This is a genomic window from Pseudomonas sp. NCHU5216 (assembly GCF_052156495.1).
Taxonomy (GTDB): domain Bacteria; phylum Pseudomonadota; class Gammaproteobacteria; order Pseudomonadales; family Pseudomonadaceae; genus Aquipseudomonas.
Genome location: NZ_JBQLIX010000006.1, coordinates 73,043 through 94,081 on the forward strand (window position 1 = coordinate 73,043; position 21,039 = coordinate 94,081).

The window sequence follows — 21,039 nt, forward strand, 5'->3', positions numbered from 1 at the left end:
AAAGGTTCTGTCTAGCGCAAGCCTGCTGATTAGCTGGCCTTTGGACATTATTTCGTCATAACGCCCGGGCATCTTCGTTGGCCATTCTTATTCCAACGAAGGGTGCCCGCCATGAACCCGCTGCTGCGTCCACTTCCCCTTGCGCTGGCCTTGCAGGCTCTGATCGCCAGCCCGGCCCACGCCGACTTCACCATCACCGCCGGCAGTACGGAAACCTCCGGACAGAATCTCAGCGGTACCGGCACGGTGGAGCAGACGGCCAGCCTGGCAACCAGCGGCAGCACAGTGGCGGTCACGGTGGCCAGCGGCAGCTCGCTGCTGAACAACGCTGGCAGCATCAGCCAGAGTGGCACGGCCAGGGCCATCGACGCCAACAGCGGCACCCCCGACTTCACCCTGCGCAACGCCGCTGGCGCCCTGATCGATGCCACCGGCAACGTCGCCATCCGCCTCAACCGCGCCAATGGCCACTACCTCATCGACAACCAGGGCACCATCTCGCAAAGCGGCGCCAGCGTGGACGGTGAGCGGGCGATCAAGGCCGACGCCAATTACAGCAGCAGCGGCAACCAGATCATCAACGGCAGTGCCAGCAACCGCGACGCGGTGATCAGCTCCAGCGGCAACGACGCCCTGCGCCTGGGCAGCAACTTCACCCTGAGCAACTATGGGCGCATCTTTTCCACGGGCCTGGTCAACACCAGTTGCCCGAGCTACGTGAACTGCGTGAACGATTACTCCGCTGCCGATGGTCTGGCCATCGAGGATGGCCGCAGCAATGTGGCCATCCTCAACCATGGCAGCATCGAAGGCCCACGCCATGGCATCGATGGCGGCGACCCCGTGGCATTCAACCCCGACGCCAATCTGCTGGGGCTGGAGCGCCTGATCATCACCTCCGCCGACGGCAATGGGGTGACCTTCGACAAGGTGGTCGATGGCGCGACCAGCAGCGGCGTGCGCATCGCCGACCCGGTGGTGATCAACTATGCAGACGGTCGCATCATCGGTAACAACGGTTCCGGCGTCGGCCTCGACAGCCATGGCGTGGTGTTCAACTACGGCCTGATCAGCGGCCGTTACGCCGGTGCCGGCAATGTCTACGATCACGAAGGCGCAGGCCAGACCACCAGCAATGGCGACGGCGATGGCGTCGACATCGACGGCGTGGCCTATATCGAGAACCATGGCCGCATCGAAGGTCTCGGCGCTGGTGGCCTGGACTCCGGCGGTCGGCCCAACGGTGCGGATGGTATCGCCGCCGGTGGCGGCACCATCATCAACGCCAGCGGCGCGAGCATCTTCGGCCAGTCCAAGGGCATCCTCATCGACGACGGTGCCAACGGCACGGCGGTGGCCAGCGGCCGTGGCACCAGCAGCGTGGCCGCCACCCTGGCGCGCATCGACAACGCCGGCAGCATCATCGGTGAGGAAGAGGCGGCCATCGGCCTGGTGGGTGACTTCGACGATCTGCTGTTCAACCGCAGCGGCGGCGTGATCCAGGGCGGCAGCGCCACCACCCGTGTGGACGAGCTGGGCAGCACCACGGCAGGCGCCGCCGTACAGATGGGCGCTGGCGACGACCTGCTCAGCAACGCCGGCCTGATCGAAGGCCGCAATGGCCTGGCGGTGGATCTGGGCGCCGGTGACGACCGCCTGGAGGTGCTTGGCGGCGGGCGCTTCATTGGCGGCATCGACGGCGGCGCCGGCTACGACCAGGTGCAGTTGAATGGCGCCGAGGGTGGCAGCTTCGGCAACAGCACTGGCTTCGAGCGTCTCGAAGTGCTCGCAGGCGACTGGACGCTCGACAGCAACGACTTCAGCGACAGCGTGCAGGTACTCGGCGGCAGCCTGCACAACCAGGGGCGCATTCTCGGCGATGTCAGCGTCGCCAATGGTGCCGGCTTCGGCGGCGGCCAGGTGGATGGCAACCTGACGCTGGCCAGCGGCGCCAACTTCGACTTCCACCTCACCCCCAGCAGCGCCGACGCCACCCGGGTCAATGGCAGCGCCGGCCTGGCCGGCGGCAACCTGCGCATTCTTGCCGCGCCGGGTGACTATGCCCTGTCCCGGCAGTATCAGATCCTCCAGGCCGGTGCCGGCGTCAGTGGCCAGTTCGCCACGGTCAGCAGCAACCTGGCCTTTTTTACCCCGACCCTGAGCTACGCCGCCGACAGCGTCACCCTGACCCTGCAGCGCAACGACCTGGGCCTGGCCGATTTCGCCGGCAATGCCAATACCCGCAGCCTGGCCAGGGCGCTGCAGAACCAGAACGCCAGCGCCTTGCAGCAACGCTTGCTGGGCGCCAGCGCGCAGGATGTGCAGCGCGGTCTGGAACAACTGGCTGGCAGCAGCAACGCCAGCAATGCCGGCGCCACCCTGGCCAGCAGCACGCAGGTGGGCAGCAGCATGCTGGCGGCCATGCAGCAGGTAGCCGGCGGCGGCCTGCAAACCGCACAACTGGACGAAGACGGGCCGTTGCTCGCCGCCCTCGGCGTGCCCCAGGAAGCGCGCGAACTGAACGACCCGAACGCCGCCGCACGACTGTGGATACAAGCCCTGGGCAGCCACGGCAAACTCGACAGCGTGGCCGGCGACATTCGCCAGGACAACGGCGGAGCGGTGATCGGCGCCGACTGGCCGGTCGGTGGGCAATGGCGCCTGGGCGTGCTGGGCGGCTACGGCAAGACCCAGGTGGACGCCACTCAGGGTGCCGAGAACGACATCGGTAGTCTGCACCTGGGTCTATACGCACAACGCCTCGACGGCCCCTGGGCATTGCGCCTCGGCGCGGCCTACAGCCGCCATGACAACGACAGCCAGCGCCGCCTCGATTTCGCCGGGCTGCAGGAAAAACTCAAGGGCGACTTCGACGCCAACAGCCAGCAGGCCTTCGCCGAACTGGCCTATCGCACCGCCCATCAACGCCTGCTGGCCGAGCCCTTCGCCGCCCTCGGCTACCAGCGCTACAGCAGCGAAGGCTACGACGAGCACGGCGGCAGCGGTGCCCTGCACGTCGAGGGCAACGACCAGGACAACCTGAGCAGCAGCCTGGGCGTGCGCCTGGCCCACCTCGGCACCCTGGACAACGGCATGAGCCTGACCCCGCGCCTGAGCCTGGGTTGGCGCCACACCTTCGGCGAGCTGGAAAGCAGCGCTCGGCAATCCTTCCTCACCGGCGGCAATGCCTTCGAGGTGGAGGGCACGGCCCTGGATCGCGACAGCCTGCTGGTCGAAGCGGGACTGGATCTCGGCCTCTGCGTCGGGCAGAACCTGGCACTGAGCTACAACGGCGAAATGGGCGACAAGGCGCAGAACCATGCGTTGATCCTGCGCTGGCAGGCTCGTTTCTGAGCCTCAACGGCGTTCAGAACACCGACCAGCCAATGCGCTCGCTGAGCAGCTCCAGGGCCTTGATGCCAGCCAGGGAGTTGCCGGCGGCGTTTAGCTCCGGCGACCACACGCAGACGCTGAAACGCCCCGGCACCACGGCGACGATGCCGCCGCCGACGCCGCTCTTGCCCGGCAGGCCGACGCGGTAAGCGAAGTTGCCGGCCTCGTCGTACAGCCCGCTGGTGGCCATGATGGCGTTGACCTGCTTGCTCTGCCGCGCCGACAGCACCTGCTCGCCACTGTGCTGGCAGAAGCCCTGGTTGGCCAGGAAGCCGAAGGCGCGAGCCAGGTCGACGCAGCTCATGCGCAGCGCGCAGCAACTGAAATAGCTGCGCAGCACCGCCTCGACATCGTTGTGGAAGTTGCCGAAGGCCTGCATCAGGTAGGCCGCTGCGGCATTACGCGCGCGGTGCTGGTATTCGGAATCGGCGACATGGTTGTCCACCGTCACCTCCGGGTTGCCCGACAGGCGCCGGGCGAAATCGCGCATCGACAGCGCCGGGGCCGCGTAGCGCGACTGGTTGATATCGCAGATCACCAGCGCGCCGGCATTGATGAAGGGATTGCGCGGCTTGCCCCGCTCGAACTCCAGTTGCACCAGCGAGTTGAACGGCTGCCCGGAGGGCTCGTGGCCCAGGCGCTGCCAGATCGCCTCGCCGCTGTGGCCGATGGCCTGCACCAGGCTGAACACCTTGGAAATGCTCTGGATGGAAAAGGGCGTGCGCGCATCACCGGCCACATGCAACTGGCCGTCGTTGCCGTACACGGCGATACCCAGTTGATCGGGCACCACGCTGGCCAGCGCGGGGATGTAGTCGGCCACCTTGCCCTGGCCGATCAGCGGGCGGACTTCATCGAGAATCTCGTTCAACAACGCTTGCATGCTTAGAGCCTGTTCCAAGTCGCGCGACACAACGCCGGAGCATCCCGGCAGGTCAATGCTAGACGCCTGCATCGGCCAGCGAATCACAGCCAGCGGCTTGCCCTGAGCGCCCTACGCCCCTAGGCTCTGGCCTCTTTGCGCCGATGGCCTTGTCGATGTCCACCGTTTTCAACGTGCTGCTGCCGATCTTCGGCCTGATCCTGGTCGGCTTCGTCTGCCGCCGCAGCAACCGCCTGGGGCCGACCGCCGCCTCGGAGATGAACCGCTTCGTGGTCTGGCTCGGCCTGCCAGCGCTGCTGTTCAGCCTCACGGCCAAGGCCGACTGGGCGCATATCTGGCAGCCGGGCTTTCTGCTGGCCTTCAGTGGCGGCACCCTGGCGGTGTTCCTGGTCACCCTGGCGTACCGCTGGAAGACCACTGGCAGCCTGGTCGACGCCAGCATCGACGGGCTCAGCGCCGGCTATGCCAATACCGGCTACATCGGCATTCCGCTGTGCGTGCTGGTGCTCGGCGAAGACGGCATGGCGCCGGCGCTGATCGCCTCGCTGATCGTGGTCTGCGTGCTGTTCGCCCTGGCGGTGGTGTGCATCGAGGTTGGCCTGCAAAGCCAGAAGGGGTTGGGCGGAGCGATTGCTCAGGTCAGCCTGGCGCTGTTGAAGAACCCGCTGGTGGTCGCCCCCGCGCTGGGCTCCCTGTGGTCGCTGGGCGGCTGGCAACTGGCGCCCGCGCTGGACGAGTTTCTGCGCCTGCTGGGTGCGGCCACCGTGCCCTGCGCGCTGGTGTCGCTGGGGCTGTTCCTGGCACAGCGGCAGAGCGGCCCGGCCCAAGGCGCCTGGCCGCTGGTGGCGCTGAAGCTGCTGCTGCAACCCTTGGTGACCTGGTTCATCGCCTTCGTGCTGCTCGACCTGCCGCCGTTCTGGGCACACGCCGCGTTACTGCTGAGCGCACTGCCCACCGGCACCGGGCCGTTCATGCTGGCCGAGTATTACCAACGCCAGGCGGCGCTGGTGTCGCGGGCGATCCTCTACTCGACGCTCGGCTCGCTGCTTACGCTGTCGCTGCTGCTACTGGTTCTCGCTCCGTAAGCTGCAGGTCGACGCCCAACTGGCGCGACAGGCAGGGCCAGCGCTGCCAGGCCGAGGCGGTATCCGGCGCGGCCAGGCGCTCGCGGTAAGCCTGCACCGATGGCTGATCGAAGCTGGCGTCGTCGAGCATGCCGCTCAGGGCATGGTGCACCGCCTCGTCGAGCTGATTGGCGAAGGGCTCGCCGATCAGTTGGTGGGCGATCAGGTTGGCGCGGGTAGTGTCCAGCGGGATCAGCGGCTGGCCGAAGTGGGCGATGTAACGATCATTCACCTCCTCCACCAGGCGGTGGGCCAGGTAGGCCTCGTCGAGCAGGCCATCCAGCCCCTCGTGCCCGGCCATCAGCGCCAGTGGCTGGAGGAAGAACTGCTCGGCAATCTTCAGCACCGGCTTGATCGCCGCCTCGATGCCCGCTTCGCGCGCCACCTCGGCCGCCGCATCGAGCACGTCCGGCACCTCGTCGATGTAGGCGACGACGAAATTGGTCAGGGCACCCGGGGCGTCCTCGTGCGGCAGGCGGATGGCGGGGTGCAGTCCCTCGAAGCGGGCTTGCAGGCTCTGCGCGAGCGCCTGGCTGGTCGCCTCGTGCTGGCGAGCCTGGGCAATGAGCTGGCGAATGGCGGCGGTATTCATGATGACTCCGAAGCGGGCAAGACATGGAGGTGAACCTTAGCTGGCGACCTGCACCGGCTAAGACGCAATTGTCATAACTTCTTCACAGTTATGCGAGCCCGCTATAAAGAACGCCGTGCAATTCGCGCCAGACCACGCCGTCCGTGGTCTGCATCCCTTCGCGGCGCCTAGCCCGTCTGGCTTGGCCGGTACGTTGCGGCCCTGGGGGTGCTGTCTATACTCGAACTCGAAAGGCAGTACCTGATGGAACCGGACGGGCTCAGGCACGAGGTTTCGACAGCAGTTGCCGTAGTCGCGACGGCGTATGGCTCGTGCAAGCCACTATGCCGCCACGTGGTAGTCGACCCCACCCAAAAGGGCACCTCTAAAAACGTCAGCGAGGCAGTCAGCGCAAGGCGCAACGACCAACGGGAGTAACAGCCAAAGGCTGGCCCGAAGGGTGAGCGCCAGCGAATCAAACAGGCGAAAAAGCGGAGTTTACGCGTTGTAAATGAGCATTTTGAGCCGGTTTTTAACGCAGCGATGGCAACGCAGGTAGTTTTTAGAGATGCCCTACGGCTCAGCCGGCGGGATAACAAAAACAATATCGAGGGGAACCCGCGATGATGCGACATCCACGAGTCTGGATGGGCCTCTTGCTGTGGCTGATATTGAGCTCGGCGCACGCCCAGTGGACGGTGAACATGGCGCCCGGTGTCACCGAGGTCAGCCGCTCCGTGTTCGACCTGCATATGACCATCTTCTGGATCTGCGTCGTGATCGGCGTGATCGTGTTCGGCGCGATGTTCTGGTCGATGATCATTCACCGCCGCTCAACCGGCCAGGAACCCGCGCACTTCCATGAAAGCACCACGGTGGAGATTCTCTGGACCGTGGTGCCGCTGGCAATCCTGGTGGTCATGGCGATCCCCGCGACCAAGACCCTGATCGACATCTACGACACCTCCGAGTCGGATCTGGACATCCAGGTCACCGGCTATCAATGGAAGTGGCATTACAAGTACCTGGGCCAGGATGTCGAGTTCTTCAGCAACCTGACCACGCCGCGCAGCCAGATCAACAACCGCGAGGCCAAAGGTGAGCACTACCTGCTGGAAGTGGACGAGCCGCTGGTGGTGCCGGTAGGCGCCAAGGTGCGTTTCCTCATCACCTCCGCCGATGTCATCCATTCCTGGTGGGTGCCGGCACTGGCGGTGAAGAAGGACGCCATCCCCGGCTTCATCAACGAATCCTGGACGCGCATCGAGGCGCCCGGCACCTACCGTGGCCAGTGCACCGAGCTGTGCGGCAAGGATCACGGCTTCATGCCCATCGTGGTCGAGGTCAAGAGCAAGGAAGACTTCGCCGCTTGGCTGGCCGAACGCAAGCAGGCCGCCCTGGCCGAGCGCGAGCTGACCAGCAAGGAATGGACGATGGAAGAACTGATGGCGCGCGGCGAGAAGGCCTACAACACCACCTGCGCCTCCTGCCATCAGCCCACCGGCGAAGGCCTGCCGCCGATGTTCCCGGCGCTCAAGGGCTCGGCCATCGCCACCGGCCCGGCCGAGGGGCATATGGACATCGTCTATCACGGCAAGCAGGGCACCGCCATGGCGGCCTTCGGCAAGCAACTGTCGCCGGTCGACCTGGCCGCCATCATCACCTACGAGCGCAACGCCTGGGGCAACAATGTCGGTGACATGGTCACGCCCAAGGACATTCTCGACTTCGCCAAGGCGCAGGAGTAAGGACATGAGTGCAGTGATCGACCACGGTCATACTGACCACCACCATGGCCCCGCCAAGGGCCTGATGCGCTGGGTGCTGACCACCAACCACAAGGACATCGGCACCATGTACCTGTGGTTCAGCTTCTGTGCCTTCCTGCTCGGCGGCTCGATGGCGATGGTGATTCGCGCCGAGCTGTTCCAGCCGGGGCTGCAGATCGTGCAGCCGGAATTCTTCAACCAGATGACCACCATGCACGGCCTGATCATGGTCTTCGGCGCGGTGATGCCGGCCTTCGTCGGCCTGGCCAACTGGATGATCCCGCTGATGATCGGCGCGCCGGACATGGCCCTGCCCCGCATGAACAACTTCAGCTTCTGGCTGCTGCCAGCGGCCTTCGGCCTGCTGGTCAGCACCCTGTTCATGGAGGGCGGCGGGCCGAACTTCGGCTGGACCTTCTACGCACCGCTATCGACCACCTACGCGCCGGAATCGGTGACCTTCTTCATCTTCGCCATCCACCTCATGGGCATCAGCTCGATCATGGGGGCGATCAACGTGATCGCCACCATCCTCAACCTGCGCGCCCCGGGCATGACCCTGATGAAGATGCCGCTGTTCGTCTGGACCTGGCTGATCACCGCCTTCCTGCTGATCGCGGTGATGCCGGTGCTGGCCGGCGTGGTGACCATGATGCTGATGGACATTCACTTCGGCACCAGCTTCTTCAACGCCGCCGGCGGTGGCGACCCGGTCTTGTTCCAGCACGTGTTCTGGTTCTTCGGCCACCCCGAGGTGTACATCATGATCCTGCCGGCCTTCGGTGCGGTCAGCTCGATCATCCCGGCCTTCGCGCGCAAACCGCTGTTCGGCTACACCTCGATGGTCTACGCCACGGCGAGCATTGCCTTCCTCTCGTTCATCGTCTGGGCGCACCACATGTTCACCGTGGGCATCCCGCTGACCGGCGAGCTGTTCTTCATGTACGCCACCATGCTGATCGCCGTGCCCACCGGGGTGAAGGTGTTCAACTGGGTGACCACCATGTGGCAGGGCTCGCTGACCTTCGAGGCGCCGATGCTGTTCGCCGTGGCCTTCGTCATCCTGTTCACCATCGGCGGTTTCTCCGGGCTGATGCTGGCCATCGCCCCGGCGGACTTCCAGTACCACGACACCTACTTCGTGGTGGCGCACTTCCACTACGTGCTGGTGCCGGGGGCGATCTTCGGCATCTTCGCCTCGGCCTACTACTGGCTGCCCAAGTGGACCGGGCACATGTACGACGAAGTGCTGGCCAAGCTGCATTTCTGGCTCAGTTTCGTCGGCATGAACCTGGCGTTCTTCCCCATGCACTTCGTCGGCCTGGCCGGCATGCCCCGGCGCATCCCCGACTACAACCTGATGTTCGCCAACTTCAACATGGTGTCGAGCATTGGCGCCTTCCTGTTCGGCGCCACCCAGTTGCTGTTCCTGTTCATCGTCATCAAGTGCATCCGTGGCGGCAAACCGGCCCCGGCCAAGCCCTGGGACGGCGCCGATGGCCTGGAGTGGACGGTGCCATCACCGGCGCCCTACCACACCTTCAGCACGCCACCGGACGTGAAGTAGGCAGGAGGTGAGCCGTGAGCGAAACCATCGCAACCCGTCGCCTGGTCACCCGCCTCTTGCTGGTGGTGGTGGTGATGTTCTGCTTCGGGGTGTTCGTCCTGCCGCCGTTCTACGACGCCATGTGCCGTGCCTTCGGCATCAACGGCAAGACGGCCGGCGCCTATCAGGGCGCGCAGCAGGTCGATGCGGTGCGCGAGGTGCGGGTGCAGTTCCTCGCCACCAACGCCGCCGGCATGGTCTGGGAGTTCGGGCCGAAAGCCGACGACCTGGTGGTACACCCCGGGGAGACGCGCGACATGCTCTTCGTCGCCTACAACCCGAGCGACGAGCCGATGACCGCGCAGGCCATCCCCAGCGTCTCGCCCGCGCGAGCGGCGGCCTTCTTCCACAAGACCGAATGCTTCTGCTTCACCCAGCAGGTGCTGCAACCCGGTGAACGCATCGAGATGCCGGTGCGCTTCATCGTCGACCGCGACCTGCCCGAGGATGTCAGGCACCTGACCCTGAGTTACACCCTGTTCGATATCACCGCGCGCAAACCGCCCGTGGCACAGGCGGCTCCCTGAGGAGAGATGAGATGTCGAGTCACGAAAACTACTACGTCCCGGCCCAGAGCAAATGGCCGATCATCGCTACCCTGGGGCTGTTGACCAGCGTCGCCGGGGTCGGCACCTGGTTCAATGACCTGTCCGCCGGGCGCGAGACCTCCAACGGCCCGCTGATCTTCTTCGTCGGCGGGCTGATCCTGGCGTACATGCTGTTCGGCTGGTTCGGCAACGTGATCAAGGAAAGTCGCAGCGGCCTGTACAGCGCGCAGATGGATCGCTCGTTCCGCTGGGGCATGACCTGGTTCATCTTCTCCGAGGTGATGTTCTTCGCCGCCTTCTTCGGTGCGCTGTTCTACATCCGTGCCTGGTCTGGCCCCTGGCTCGGCGGCGAAGGCGACAAGGGCATCGCCAACATGCTCTGGGAGGGCTTCGAGTACAGCTGGCCGCTGCTGCAGAACCCCGATTCCAAGCTGTTCCCGCCGCCGAGCGGGGTCATCGACCCCTGGCACCTGCCGCTGCTCAACACCGTTCTGCTGGTGTCGTCCAGCGTCACCGTGACCTTCGCCCACCATGCCTTGAAGAAGAACAACCGCGGTGCTCTGAAGGCCTGGCTGGCTGCGACCATCCTGCTCGGCGCGACCTTCCTGTTCTTCCAGGTGGAGGAATACATCGAGGCCTACACCAAGCTGGGCCTGACCCTCGGCTCGGGCATCTACGGCGCCACCTTCTTCATGCTCACTGGTTTTCACGGCGCCCACGTCACCCTCGGTGCGCTGATCCTCACGGTGATGCTGATCCGCATCCACAAGGGTCACTTCGATGCCGAAAAGCACTTCGGCTTCGAAGCCGCGTCCTGGTACTGGCACTTCGTCGACGTGGTCTGGCTGGGGTTGTTCATCTTCGTCTATGTGCTTTGAGGCAGCTACAAGCCGCAAGCTGCAAGCCTCAAGTGAGTCGCAGCGCTTGTCTTGCAGCTTGCAGCTTGTCGCTACCAGGTGACATGCGACACCAGTTGCCCTGAATAGAAGCCCCAGGCGATCAGGGCGAGGGTGATGGCGGTCAGCCCGACGCGCACGCTCAGGGCATTGACCAGGCGGGTACCACGGCCTTCGTCCTTGACCAGGAAGAACAGGCCACTGAACAGGCTGGCGAGGGTCGCCAGCAGCATGAGGACGATCGCGGCCTTGAGCATGCGAGACTCCGGGGGGATTGGGCGATGCCTTGCAGTATAGCCAGCCATCTCATGCCGAACGGAGACGTCCGATGAGCGCCTTCCGCCCCGGCTGGCTGCCCAGCGTTCTGGTGGCGCTGCTGCTGCCACTGCTCTGTGGCCTGGGCGTCTGGCAACTGCAACGCGCCGAGGAAAAGCGCGAACTGCTGGCCAGTTACCAGGCGCGCCAGCAGGCAGCGCCGGTTGGCCTGGTGGAGCTCGAGCAGGCTGGCGACCCGGCCTATCGCCGGGTGCGCCTGCAAGGCCTTTTCGATGGCGAGCACAGCCTGCTGCTGGACAACCGCATCCGCGATGGCCAGGCCGGTGTCGAGCTGCTGCAACCCTTCTACGACCAGCCCAGCGGCCTCTGGGTACTGCTCAACCGTGGCTGGCTGCCCTGGCCGGATCGGCGCCTGGCACCGCAATACAGCACCCCCGATGGCCCGCTCCAGCTCGACGCCTGGGTCTATGTCGCCCCGCCCGGTGGCTTGCACCTGCAAGGCAATGCAGCGGCGCAAAGGGGCTGGCCACGGCTGATCAGCGAGGTCGACAGCGCAGCGCTGTGGCAACAACTGGGGCGCGGTGGCCTACCGCTGGAGCTGCGCCTGGACAGCGGCCTGGCCAGCTACCGGGTCGACTGGCCGGTAGTGGCCATGAGCCCGGCCAAGCATCAGGGCTACGCCGTGCAGTGGTTCGCCATGGCGGCGGCGCTGCTCGGCCTGTTCATCTACCTCGGTGTGCACAACGCACGGGAGAAACGCCATGCACCCAGCCATCACCCTGCCTGAAGCCCCGCGCAAGGGGCGCGGGCGCCTGCAGTTGCTGCTTCTGCTGGCCATCGTCTTCGGCCCCATGCTGCTGGCCAGCGCCATGTACCGCTGGCAGTTCTGGGTGCCGGAAAGCCGTACCTACCACGGCACCCTGATCGGCGATGGGCGCACCCTGGAGGATCTCGGCGTGCAGGGCCAACTGGCGCCGCACTGGCAGATCCTGGTGACCACGCCCGGCGCCTGTGAAGCCGACTGCCAGCGCCTGGTGTACCTGGCGCGGCAGATCCAGATTGGCCTCAACCGCGAGACATCACGCGCCAGCCACGGCCTGGCCACTGGCGAGCCATTGAGCGCCGATTACCTCGCCACCCTGCAACGCGAATATCCGCAACTGGGCCGCTACCACCTCGACAGCCGCCGCTACCAGCAGGCCAGCGAGGCTCCGTCAGGCGCACAACTGTGGCTGGTGGATCCGCACGGCAACCTGGTGCTGCGCTACGACGCCAGCAGCCAGGGCAAGGCGATTCTCGATGACCTGCGCTACCTGCTGAAAATTTCCTTGATCGGTTGAGCCAGCCCTGTGTCCCACCTTTGAAGAGGACAACACATGAGCAAACCCGGATACCGACTCGCCCTGTTCGCCACCCTGCTCGCCGCCGTGGTGGTGCTGCTCGGCGCCTACACTCGCCTGACCCATGCCGGCCTCGGTTGCCCGGACTGGCCGGGCTGCTACGGCTTTCTCGGCGTGCCCATGAGCGAGCACAAACAGGCCCTGGCCGAGAGCCGTTTCCCCGAAGTGCCGGTGGAAGTGGCCAAGGGCTGGGCAGAGATGATCCACCGCTATTTCGCCGGCGTGCTCGGCCTGGTCATCCTCGCCCTGGCAGTACAGGCCGTGCGCCAGCGCAGCCTGCCGCAGCAACCGTTGAAACTGCCGCTGGCCATCCTCGCCCTGGTGATCATGCAGGCCGCCTTCGGCATGTGGACGGTCACCCTCAAGCTATGGCCGCAGGTGGTCACAGCGCACCTGCTCGGCGGTTTCGCCACCCTGAGCCTGCTGGCCCTGCTCACCCTGCGTCTGTGCGGCCGCTTCGCCCCGCTGCAGGTCTCGCCGCGATTGCGTGCACTGGCTGCCGCCTGCCTGCTGCTGGTGGTCGGGCAGATCACCCTGGGTGGCTGGGTCAGCTCCAACTACGCCGCCGTGGCCTGCGTCGATCTACCCACCTGCCATGGCCAGTGGTGGCCAGAAATGAACTTCGGCAAGGGCTTTCATTTCACCCAGCACATCGGCCCCAACTACCTCGGTGGCCAGCTCGACAGCGAAGCGCGCACGGCCATCCACATGAGCCACCGCCTCGGCGCCTTGCTGGTGACCCTGGCCTTGCTGGTACTGGCCTGGCGTCTGCACGTCGCGCACCTGTCGCGTCTGGCCGGCCTGGTGCTGCTGGCACTGGCCGCGCAGGTCAGCCTGGGCATCGCCAATGTGCTGCTGCACCTGCCGCTGCTGGTGGCGGTGGCGCACAACGCGGGTGGCGCCGCGTTGCTGCTGACGCTGGTACTGATCAATTACCGCCTGCATGCGGCGGCGCCGATCCTGCGCATCGGTCGCCAAGGCGCCGCCATGCAACGTCCGCTCGTCCCTGCCAGGCTGATTCAGGTCGGGAAATAACCGCAAAAGGAGCATCATCATGGCCACAGCACTACGTGCCCACCACGAACCTGCCACCTGGCGCGACTATCTGGAGCTGACCAAACCCAAGGTGGTGCTGCTGATGCTGATCACCTCGCTGGTCGGCATGTTCCTCGCCACCCGCGCCGGCGTGCCCTGGACGGTACTGCTGTTCGGCAACCTCGGCATCGGCCTGTGCGCCGGGGCGGCGGCGGCGGTGAACCATGTGGTGGATCGGCGCATCGATGCGATCATGGCGCGCACGCACAAACGCCCGGTGACCACGGGGCGCGTCTCACCGCTGGCTGCATTGACCTTCGCGCTGCTGCTGGCCCTTGCCGGCATGAGCCTGCTGCTGGTGTTCACCAACGCCCTGACTGCCTGGCTGACCCTGGCCTCGCTGCTCGGCTACGCGGTGATCTACACCGGCTTTCTCAAACGCGCCACGCCGCAGAACATCGTCATCGGCGGCCTGGCCGGCGCCGCACCGCCGCTGCTGGGCTGGGTCGCGGTCACCGGCCACCTCGGTGCCGAACCTCTGCTGCTGGTGCTGATCATCTTCGCCTGGACGCCACCGCACTTCTGGGCGCTGGCCATCCATCGCAAGGCCGAATACGCCAAGGCCGACATTCCCATGCTGCCGGTCACCCATGGCGAGCACTACACCAAGGTGCATATCCTGCTCTATACCCTGGCGATGTTCGCCGTGACCCTGCTGCCCTACGCCATCCACATGAGCGGGCCGCTCTATCTGGCGTGCGCGCTGGTGCTCGGTGGGCGCTTCCTGTACTGGGCCTGGGTGCTGTACCGTGACAGCCGACCGCATGCGGCGATCAACACCTTCAAGTACAGTATCTGGTACCTGTTCCTGCTGTTCATCGCCCTGCTGCTGGATCACTACTTGCTACTCAATCTTTGAAGGCTCTCATGACCCGCACCCATATCACCGTTTTCGTTCTCGTCGCCGTTGTCGCCCTGGTGCTGGGTCTGACCGTCAACAAGGTGCTGAGCAGCAAGGGCCAGGGCGACCCGGCTGCCTTGCTCGACGCAGGTATCGTGCTGCTGCCGCAAGCGCGCACCCTGCCGGCGGTGACCATGACCAACCAGGAGGGTGAAACGGTCGCGCTGGATCAGCTCAAGGATGATTGGACGCTGCTGTTCTTCGGCTACACCTTCTGCCCGGACATCTGCCCGGCGACCCTAGCCCAGTTGCGCCAACTCAAGAGCCAGCTACCCAAGGCAACCCGCGAGCGCCTGCGCATCGTGCTGGTCAGCGTCGACCCGCACCGCGACACACCGCAGCAGTTGAAGAAATACCTGGGTTACTTCGACGCTGGCTTCCAGGGCCTGACCGGCGACGAAGCCAGCCTGCAGAAGCTGGCCAATGCGGTGAGCATTCCCTACATCCCCGCTGACACCAGCAAGGAAAACTACACCGTCGACCACAGCGGCAACCTGGTGATCCTCGGCCCGGACGGCACCCAGCGCGGTTTCATCCGCGCACCGATCAACAACGCCAAGCTGGCCGAACAGTTGCCGGGGTTGGTTTCCGGTAGCTAACCCGGACGTAGGGTGGATGACGCTCTTTTCATCCACCGTGCATGCGTGGGGCGTACCGGGCGCCGCTGCGATCCGCGTTACAACGCCAACGGCAGCGGCAGGTCGACCTGCTGGCGCTGCGCCAGGCGACGCTCGAACTCCCTCGGGTCGTGAATCAATACATCCTGCCCGGCAAAGGACTCGGCGGCGATCAGGCGTGACAGCCAGAAGCGCACGCAGGCCACTCGCAGCAGGGTCGGCCACAGCTCGACCTCGGCGGCGGTGAAGGGGCGCAGCGCCGCGTAAGCGCCCAACAGTGCGCGGGCACGGGCGCCATCGAGGCTGCCGTCTGCGTGCGAGCACCAGTCGTTTAGGGTGATCGCCAGGTCGTAGAGCATCGGCCCCGAGCAGGCGTTGTAGAAGTCGATCACCCCCGCCAGGTGGTTGCCATCGAACAGCGCGTTATCGCGGAACAGATCGGCATGCAGGTTGGCCCTTGGCAGGGCGAGAATGCGCGGCTTGAGCTCGGCAATTTCCTGCAAGGCATCACGCAGCAGAGGCAGGGCCTGCTCGTCGAGCTTCAACGCCTGACTCGGGCCTTCGCTGAGCATCCAGTCCAGCCCCCGATCACTGCGTCGCTCGATGGGGCGCTCGCAGGTCGCCAGGTGGATGTTGGCGAGCAGGCGGCCCACCTCCTGGCAGTGATGGGCGTTGGGGTCGTGCAGATGCTTGCCGTCCAGGCGCGGCTGCAACAGCGCCGGCTTCTCGGCCAGGCTGCGCAGCGCCTCGCCCTCCTGCGTGCGCAGGGCGTAGGGCACCGGCAAGCCGGCCTCGTGCAGCACATCGAGCAATTCGATGAAGAACGGCAAGTCGGCCACCGGCCCACGCTCGACCAGGGTGAGAACGAACTCACCCTGCTCCAGGCTGACGAAGAAGTTGCTGTTCTCGCTACCGGCGGCGATGCCTTGAAAGCTCTTCAGTCGACCGAGCCCGTAGGGCGCCAGGAATACTTCGAGCTCGTGACGCTCCAGGGGGGTGAATACCGACATTTCGTTGCCTTGTTACCAACTGAAGATTTCCCAGGACGGGATCAGCATGTCCGGGTCATCCGAGCGGATGAAATTACCGTCGCTGCCATCGGCGCGAACGAGAAAATAGGGTTTACCGTTCTTCGGAGTGATCTTGATGGCATAGAGGAAGCCATTGACCCGATACTCCTGAATGGTGCGGTCGCCGTCCTGGCGAATGGTGACGTCGGGATCGGCGGAAACCGGATCCTCGGCATGAGCAGCAAGCGGAAGACAGGCCATCAGGCCGACCAGCAACAGGCGATTCAGCGTACCCATGATAACCTTACTCCTTCGTTTTTCACCGATGCAGCCATTCTACCGCTGCACCCGCCGAAAAGGTTGATCCCGCGCATGAGCCAAGCCCCCCTCGTTCTGGTCGACGGTTCCTCGTACCTGTACCGCGCCTTCCACGCCCTGCCGCCGCTGACCACCTCCAGGGGCATGCCCACCGGAGCGGTCAAGGGTGTGCTGAACATGCTCAAGAGCCTGCGCAAGCAGTACCCGAACAGCCCCTTCGCGGTGGTCTTCGATGCCAAGGGCGGCACCTTCCGTGACGAGCTGTTCGCCGAGTACAAGGCCAATCGCCCATCCATGCCGGACGAGCTGCGCGTGCAGGTCGAGCCACTGCACGCCAGCGTGCGCGCCATGGGCCTGCCGCTGCTGTGCGTGGAAGGTGTGGAAGCCGATGACGTGATCGGCACCCTGGCCCGCCAGGCCGCCGCGGAAAAGCGCGACGTGGTGATCTCCACCGGCGACAAGGACATGGCGCAGCTGGTCTGCCCGCACGTTACGCTGGTCAACACCATGACCGGAAGCGTCTACGATGCCGATGGCGTAAAGGAGAAATTCGGTGTCGGCCCTGAGCTGATCATCGATTACCTGGCACTGATGGGCGACAAGGTGGACAACATCCCTGGCGTGCCGGGTGTCGGCGAGAAGACCGCCCTGGGTCTGCTGGTCGGCGTCGGTGGCGGCCTCGACGTGCTCTACGCCAACCTCGACAAGGTGCCCGAGCTGCCGATCCGCGGCGCCAAGAGCCTGCCGGCCAAGCTCGAGGAACACCGCGAGATGGCCTACCTGTCCTATCAACTGGCGACCATCAAGACCGACGTGCCGCTGAATATCGAGATCGACTCGCTGCACCCCGGCGAGCCGGATCTGGCCGCGCTGGTGCAGCTCTACGGCGAGCTGGAATTCAAGGCCTGGCTCGATGAACTGCTGCGCCAGAACAAGGCGCTGGCGGCCAAGGCTGCGGCGCCCGCCGGCGACCTGTTCGCCGAGCCGAGCGGCGATGAGGGCGAAGACAGCGCCGAAGCGACGTCGCCCAGCGCCGGGGATTATCAACTGGTGCTGGAACAGGCGCAGTTCGACGCCTGGCTGAAGAAGCTGGAGCAGGCCGAACTGATCGCCTTCGACAGCGAGACCACCAGCGTCGACGCACAGAAGGCGCAACTGGTCGGCCTGTCATTCGCCGTCAAGGCCGGCGAAGCGGCATACGTGCCACTGGCGCACAGCTACATGGGCGTGCCGCAACAGCTCGACCGCGATGCGGTGCTCGAAGCGCTCAAACCGATCCTTGAAGACCCGGCCAAGGCCAAGGTGGGCCAGCATGCCAAGTACGACATCAACGTCCTGGCCAATGCCAGCACGCCGATCGCCGTGCAGGGTGTGGCCTTCGACACCATGCTCGAATCCTACGTGCTGGATTCCACCGCCACCCGCCACGATATGGACAGCCTGGCGCTGAAGTACCTCAACCACAGCACCATCCGCTTCGAGGACATCGCCGGCAAGGGCGCCAAGCAACTGACCTTCGACCAGATCCCCCTGGAGCAGGCCGGCCCCTACGCCGCCGAAGACGCCGATGTGACCCTGCGCCTGCACCAGGAACTGTGGCGCCGGCTCGAGGCCCTGCCGTCGCTGGCCAAGGTGCTGCGCGAGATCGAGATTCCGCTGGTGCCGGTGCTGGCGCGCATCGAGCGCAACGGTGCGCTGGTCGACGCCAAGCTGCTCGGCGTGCAGAGCGTCGAACTGGGCGAGAAACTGGTGGAGCTGGAGCGCCAGGCCTTCGGGATCGCTGATGAGGAATTCAACCTGTCCTCACCCAAGCAGCTCGGCGCCATCCTCTACGAGAAACTCGGCTACCCGGTGATCAGCAAGACCGCCAAGGGCCAGCCTTCCACCGCCGAGGCGGTGCTGGCGGAACTGGCCGAGCAGGACTACGAGCTGCCCAAGGTGCTGATGCAGTACCGCTCCTTGAGCAAGCTCAAGAGCACCTACACCGACAAGCTGCCGGAACAGATCAACCCGCGCACCGGGCGCATCCACACCAGCTACCACCAGGCGGTGGCGGCCACTGGCCGGCTGTCGTCGAGCGACCCGAACCTGCAGAACATCCCCATCCGCACCGCCGAAGGCCGGCGCATCCGCCAGGCCTTCGTCGCGCCCAAGGGCTACAAGCTGATGGCGGCCGACTATTCGCAGATCGAGCTGCGCATCATGGCCCACCTGGCCAAGGACGAAGGCCTGCTGGACGCCTTCCGTCATGACCTGGACGTGCACAAGGCCACCGCCGCCGAAGTCTTCGGCGTGGCCCTGGAAGAGGTGACCAGCGATCAGCGGCGCAAGGCCAAGGCCATCAACTTCGGCCTGATCTACGGCATGAGCGCCTTCGGCCTGGCCAAGCAGATCGACGTCGAACGCAAGGAAGCGCAGGCCTACATCGACCGCTACTTCGCCCGCTATCCCGGTGTGCTGAGCTATATGGAACGCACCCGTGCGCAGGCCGCCGAACAGGGCTACGTGGAAACCGTATTCGGCCGCCGCCTGTACCTGCCGGAAATCCACGCGCAGAACCAGGCCATGCGCAAGGGTGCCGAGCGCGCGGCGATCAACGCGCCGATGCAGGGCACGGCGGCGGACATCATCAAGCGCGCCATGATCGCGGTGGACGGCTGGCTGCAGGACAGCGGCATCGACGCCCGCATCATCCTGCAGGTGCACGATGAACTGGTGCTGGAAGTGCGCGAGGAACTGATCGGCGAAGTCAGCGGCCAACTCCAGCGCCTGATGGGCGCAGCCGCCGAGCTGGACGTGCCGCTGCTGGTCGAAGTGGGCGCCGGCAGCAACTGGGATGAAGCGCACTGAGCCTCGCTAAGCCGCGGCGGCTCTAGCTTATGGATTTGAGAGCAGTAAAAACTGGTAGTTATGGCAAATAGTTGTAAGAAAACCTGAACTTTCCGCTCAACCACCCGGTCAGAACTCTTGAATGGCCGTTAAGCCTTTCAATGCTCCTTTGTTGTGTTAAGTGTTGGCAGACATCTGAACCCCGCCCTAGCGGTTCAGAGCTTGAACCCCGAACTTCTCCCTCCCCATACGAAGCTCGGGGTTTTTTTTGCCTGTAAAAAACTGACGCCAGCGGCCATCTCACGACCCCCTCCCTCCGGAAGAGGGTGGACTGCACCCGCTACATGGCTACGATTCCGTAGGGTGCGCTGTGCGCAGCGATATGCCATAGGTCGTGGTGCGCACAGCGCACCCTACGACTGAGCCACCCTCTCCCCAGCCCCGCTCTGCGCCTCATAAAGGGGAGAGGGATCAGACCGTGCATGCCGGGTGTGCCGCACACCCTGAGAAATGCGGGAATGTGTGCCAGAAGAGGAGGTTGGCTGCAATTGCGTAGGGTGCGCTGTGCGCACCGAATGCGTCATACGTCGTGGTGCGCGCAGCGCACCCTACTCCTGAGCCGCCTGATCTTCTTCCGGCAACAGATCCAACCAGCCGGCCAACACCATCTGCGCCTCTTCCACGCCCATGCGCTTGGGCGCCGAGAACAACTGGATGCTGACGCCCTCACCCCATTGCTTGCGAATCTCCTGACGCACCTTGAGCAGGGCGTTCTTCGCTGCACCGAAGGCCAGTTTGTCGGCCTTGGTCAGCAGGATGTGCAGCGGCATGCCGCTGGCCACCGACCAGTCGAGCATCATGCAGTCGAACTCGGTCAGCGGATGGCGAATGTCCATCATCAGCACCAGCCCACACAGGCTTTCGCGGCTGCCCAGGTAGGCCTCCAGATGCTTCTGCCAATGCTGCTTGAGCGGGATGGGCACCTTGGCATAGCCATAGCCGGGCAGGTCGACCAGACGGCGCTCGTCATCCAGGCGGAAGAAATTGAGCAGTTGCGTGCGTCCTGGCGTCTTCGAGGTGCGTGCCAGGCTGGCATGGGTGAGCGTATTCAGCGCGCTCGACTTGCCCGCGTTGGAGCGGCCGGCAAACGCCACCTCCAGGCCACTGTCCTCGGGGCACTGATCGACCTTGGCGGCGCTGATGAGGAAGCTGGCCTGCTGGCACAGACCGATGATGGGATTCTTCGGGAGCATGGGGGTATCCGGTGGGCGCCCTGATCCGGCATGGGATTCGGGACTTGCGACATTTCCGCGCACCCACCGCCGGCAAAGGCATGTAGCAGGTGGCGTCGTTTCCGTTTAAGCGTTGCCAGTATATAATGCCGCAGATTTTGTGTGCGCTTTGTCCCACCCGCAGGAACCGTAGCCAAGGGAACGCTCATTCCATAACGCCCGCTAGAGGCAGGATGTTCCCACCCTGATGAGGTTGATTTGATGAAGAAAATGCTGCTCGCGGCTACTCTGACCTTGCTGTCACTGAACGGTCAGGCCGCCCAGGATCCGCAAGCGGTATTCGACCGCGCCTGTGGCGTATGCCACAACGGCCAGCTTCCCATGGCACCCAAGAAAGGCGACAAGGCCGCCTGGGAACCACGTCTGGCCAAGGGCATGGATACACTGGTGCAGAGCGTCACCAATGGTTTGAACGCCATGCCGCCCCGTGGGCTGTGCATGGACTGCACGGCGGAGGATTACCAGGCGGTCATCAAGCTGATGAGCGAATGAGTAAGCCCGGCCGATAACC

General features: G+C 64.9%; 19 protein-coding genes. 13 read left to right on the forward strand and 6 right to left on the reverse strand.

Features of this window, described 5'->3' with window-relative positions:
- Positions 1-111: 111 nt before the first annotated feature.
- Positions 112-3,354 carry an autotransporter domain-containing protein gene (locus ACSVIK_RS06905; protein ID WP_442443613.1) on the forward strand — a complete coding sequence of 1,081 codons (3,243 nt, stop codon included), beginning with the start codon at positions 112-114 and terminating at the stop codon, positions 3,352-3,354.
- A 13-nt stretch (positions 3,355-3,367) separates the two neighbouring features.
- On the opposite strand, the gene glsB is transcribed toward ACSVIK_RS06905, so the two are convergent.
- Positions 3,368-4,276 carry a glutaminase B gene (gene glsB, locus ACSVIK_RS06910; RefSeq protein ID WP_442443614.1) on the reverse strand — a complete coding sequence of 303 codons (909 nt, stop codon included), beginning with the start codon at positions 4,274-4,276 and terminating at the stop codon, positions 3,368-3,370.
- A 155-nt stretch (positions 4,277-4,431) separates the two neighbouring features.
- Between glsB and ACSVIK_RS06915 the strand changes: the two genes are divergently transcribed.
- Positions 4,432-5,361, forward strand: a complete 930-nt coding sequence (locus ACSVIK_RS06915) for an AEC family transporter (RefSeq protein ID WP_442443615.1) — start codon at positions 4,432-4,434, stop codon at positions 5,359-5,361.
- Here the strand turns inward: ACSVIK_RS06915 and ACSVIK_RS06920 are convergent.
- Positions 5,324-5,992 carry a hypothetical protein gene (locus ACSVIK_RS06920; protein ID WP_442443616.1) on the reverse strand — a complete coding sequence of 223 codons (669 nt, stop codon included), beginning with the start codon at positions 5,990-5,992 and terminating at the stop codon, positions 5,324-5,326. The genes ACSVIK_RS06915 and ACSVIK_RS06920 overlap by 38 nt on opposite strands.
- Before the next feature lie 602 nt (positions 5,993-6,594).
- Here ACSVIK_RS06920 and coxB point away from each other — a divergent pair.
- Genes coxB through ACSVIK_RS06940 form a run of 4 tightly spaced genes read left to right on the forward strand, consistent with a single transcriptional unit; the run spans position 6,595 to position 10,772 of the window.
- Positions 6,595-7,719 (forward strand): cytochrome c oxidase subunit II, encoded by a 1,125-nt coding sequence (gene coxB, locus ACSVIK_RS06925; RefSeq protein WP_442443617.1) that lies wholly within the window; start codon positions 6,595-6,597, stop codon positions 7,717-7,719.
- A 4-nt stretch (positions 7,720-7,723) separates the two neighbouring features.
- Positions 7,724-9,307, forward strand: coding sequence for a cytochrome c oxidase subunit I (gene ctaD / locus ACSVIK_RS06930; protein ID WP_442443618.1), 1,584 nt, complete (start codon positions 7,724-7,726; stop codon positions 9,305-9,307).
- Between the two features lie 14 nt (positions 9,308-9,321).
- Positions 9,322-9,873 carry a cytochrome c oxidase assembly protein gene (locus tag ACSVIK_RS06935; protein WP_442443619.1) on the forward strand — a complete coding sequence of 184 codons (552 nt, stop codon included), beginning with the start codon at positions 9,322-9,324 and terminating at the stop codon, positions 9,871-9,873.
- Between the two features lie 11 nt (positions 9,874-9,884).
- Positions 9,885-10,772: a cytochrome c oxidase subunit 3 gene (locus tag ACSVIK_RS06940; RefSeq protein ID WP_442443620.1), complete on the forward strand. Its 888-nt coding sequence runs from the start codon at positions 9,885-9,887 to the stop codon at positions 10,770-10,772.
- A 71-nt stretch (positions 10,773-10,843) separates the two neighbouring features.
- Here ACSVIK_RS06940 and ACSVIK_RS06945 read toward each other — a convergent pair whose 3' ends face one another.
- On the reverse strand, positions 10,844-11,047 hold the full coding sequence (locus tag ACSVIK_RS06945) for a twin transmembrane helix small protein (protein ID WP_442443621.1): 204 nt from the start codon (positions 11,045-11,047) through the stop codon (positions 10,844-10,846).
- A gap of 71 nt (positions 11,048-11,118) precedes the next feature.
- Here ACSVIK_RS06945 and ACSVIK_RS06950 point away from each other — a divergent pair, with 71 nt between their 5' ends.
- The 5 genes from ACSVIK_RS06950 to ACSVIK_RS06970 are packed head-to-tail and all read left to right on the forward strand — an operon-like array spanning position 11,119 to position 15,061.
- Positions 11,119-11,853: an SURF1 family protein gene (locus ACSVIK_RS06950; RefSeq protein WP_442443622.1), complete on the forward strand. Its 735-nt coding sequence runs from the start codon at positions 11,119-11,121 to the stop codon at positions 11,851-11,853.
- A complete protein-coding gene (locus ACSVIK_RS06955; RefSeq protein WP_442443623.1) occupies positions 11,828-12,406 on the forward strand; it encodes a hypothetical protein in 579 nt (192 codons plus the stop codon). The genes ACSVIK_RS06950 and ACSVIK_RS06955 overlap by 26 nt, the downstream gene beginning before the upstream one ends.
- 36 nt (positions 12,407-12,442) lie before the next feature.
- Positions 12,443-13,501 (forward strand): COX15/CtaA family protein, encoded by a 1,059-nt coding sequence (locus ACSVIK_RS06960; protein WP_442443624.1) that lies wholly within the window; start codon positions 12,443-12,445, stop codon positions 13,499-13,501.
- 19 nt (positions 13,502-13,520) lie between these two features.
- On the forward strand, positions 13,521-14,420 hold the full coding sequence (gene cyoE / locus ACSVIK_RS06965; RefSeq protein ID WP_442443625.1) for a heme o synthase: 900 nt from the start codon (positions 13,521-13,523) through the stop codon (positions 14,418-14,420).
- An 8-nt stretch (positions 14,421-14,428) separates the two neighbouring features.
- Positions 14,429-15,061 (forward strand): SCO family protein, encoded by a 633-nt coding sequence (locus ACSVIK_RS06970; protein WP_442443626.1) that lies wholly within the window; start codon positions 14,429-14,431, stop codon positions 15,059-15,061.
- A 77-nt stretch (positions 15,062-15,138) separates the two neighbouring features.
- Here ACSVIK_RS06970 and ACSVIK_RS06975 read toward each other — a convergent pair whose 3' ends face one another.
- The gene (locus ACSVIK_RS06975) at positions 15,139-16,089 is read right to left on the reverse strand and encodes a homoserine kinase (RefSeq protein ID WP_442443627.1); all 951 of its coding nucleotides are present in this window, start codon (positions 16,087-16,089) and stop codon (positions 15,139-15,141) included.
- Positions 16,090-16,101: 12 nt separating this feature from the next.
- Positions 16,102-16,386 (reverse strand): DUF2782 domain-containing protein, encoded by a 285-nt coding sequence (locus ACSVIK_RS06980; protein ID WP_442443628.1) that lies wholly within the window; start codon positions 16,384-16,386, stop codon positions 16,102-16,104.
- A 75-nt stretch (positions 16,387-16,461) separates the two neighbouring features.
- Between ACSVIK_RS06980 and polA the strand changes: the two genes are divergently transcribed.
- Positions 16,462-19,257 carry a DNA polymerase I gene (gene polA / locus ACSVIK_RS06985; RefSeq protein WP_442443629.1) on the forward strand — a complete coding sequence of 932 codons (2,796 nt, stop codon included), beginning with the start codon at positions 16,462-16,464 and terminating at the stop codon, positions 19,255-19,257.
- 587 nt (positions 19,258-19,844) lie between these two features.
- On the opposite strand, the gene yihA is transcribed toward polA, so the two are convergent.
- Positions 19,845-20,489, reverse strand: a complete 645-nt coding sequence (gene yihA, locus ACSVIK_RS06990) for a ribosome biogenesis GTP-binding protein YihA/YsxC (RefSeq protein WP_442443630.1) — start codon at positions 20,487-20,489, stop codon at positions 19,845-19,847.
- Between the two features lie 240 nt (positions 20,490-20,729).
- Here yihA and ACSVIK_RS06995 point away from each other — a divergent pair, with 240 nt between their 5' ends.
- Complete coding sequence (locus ACSVIK_RS06995; RefSeq protein ID WP_442443631.1) at positions 20,730-21,020, forward strand: c-type cytochrome; 291 nt, start codon at positions 20,730-20,732, stop codon at positions 21,018-21,020.
- Positions 21,021-21,039 lie beyond the last annotated feature (19 nt).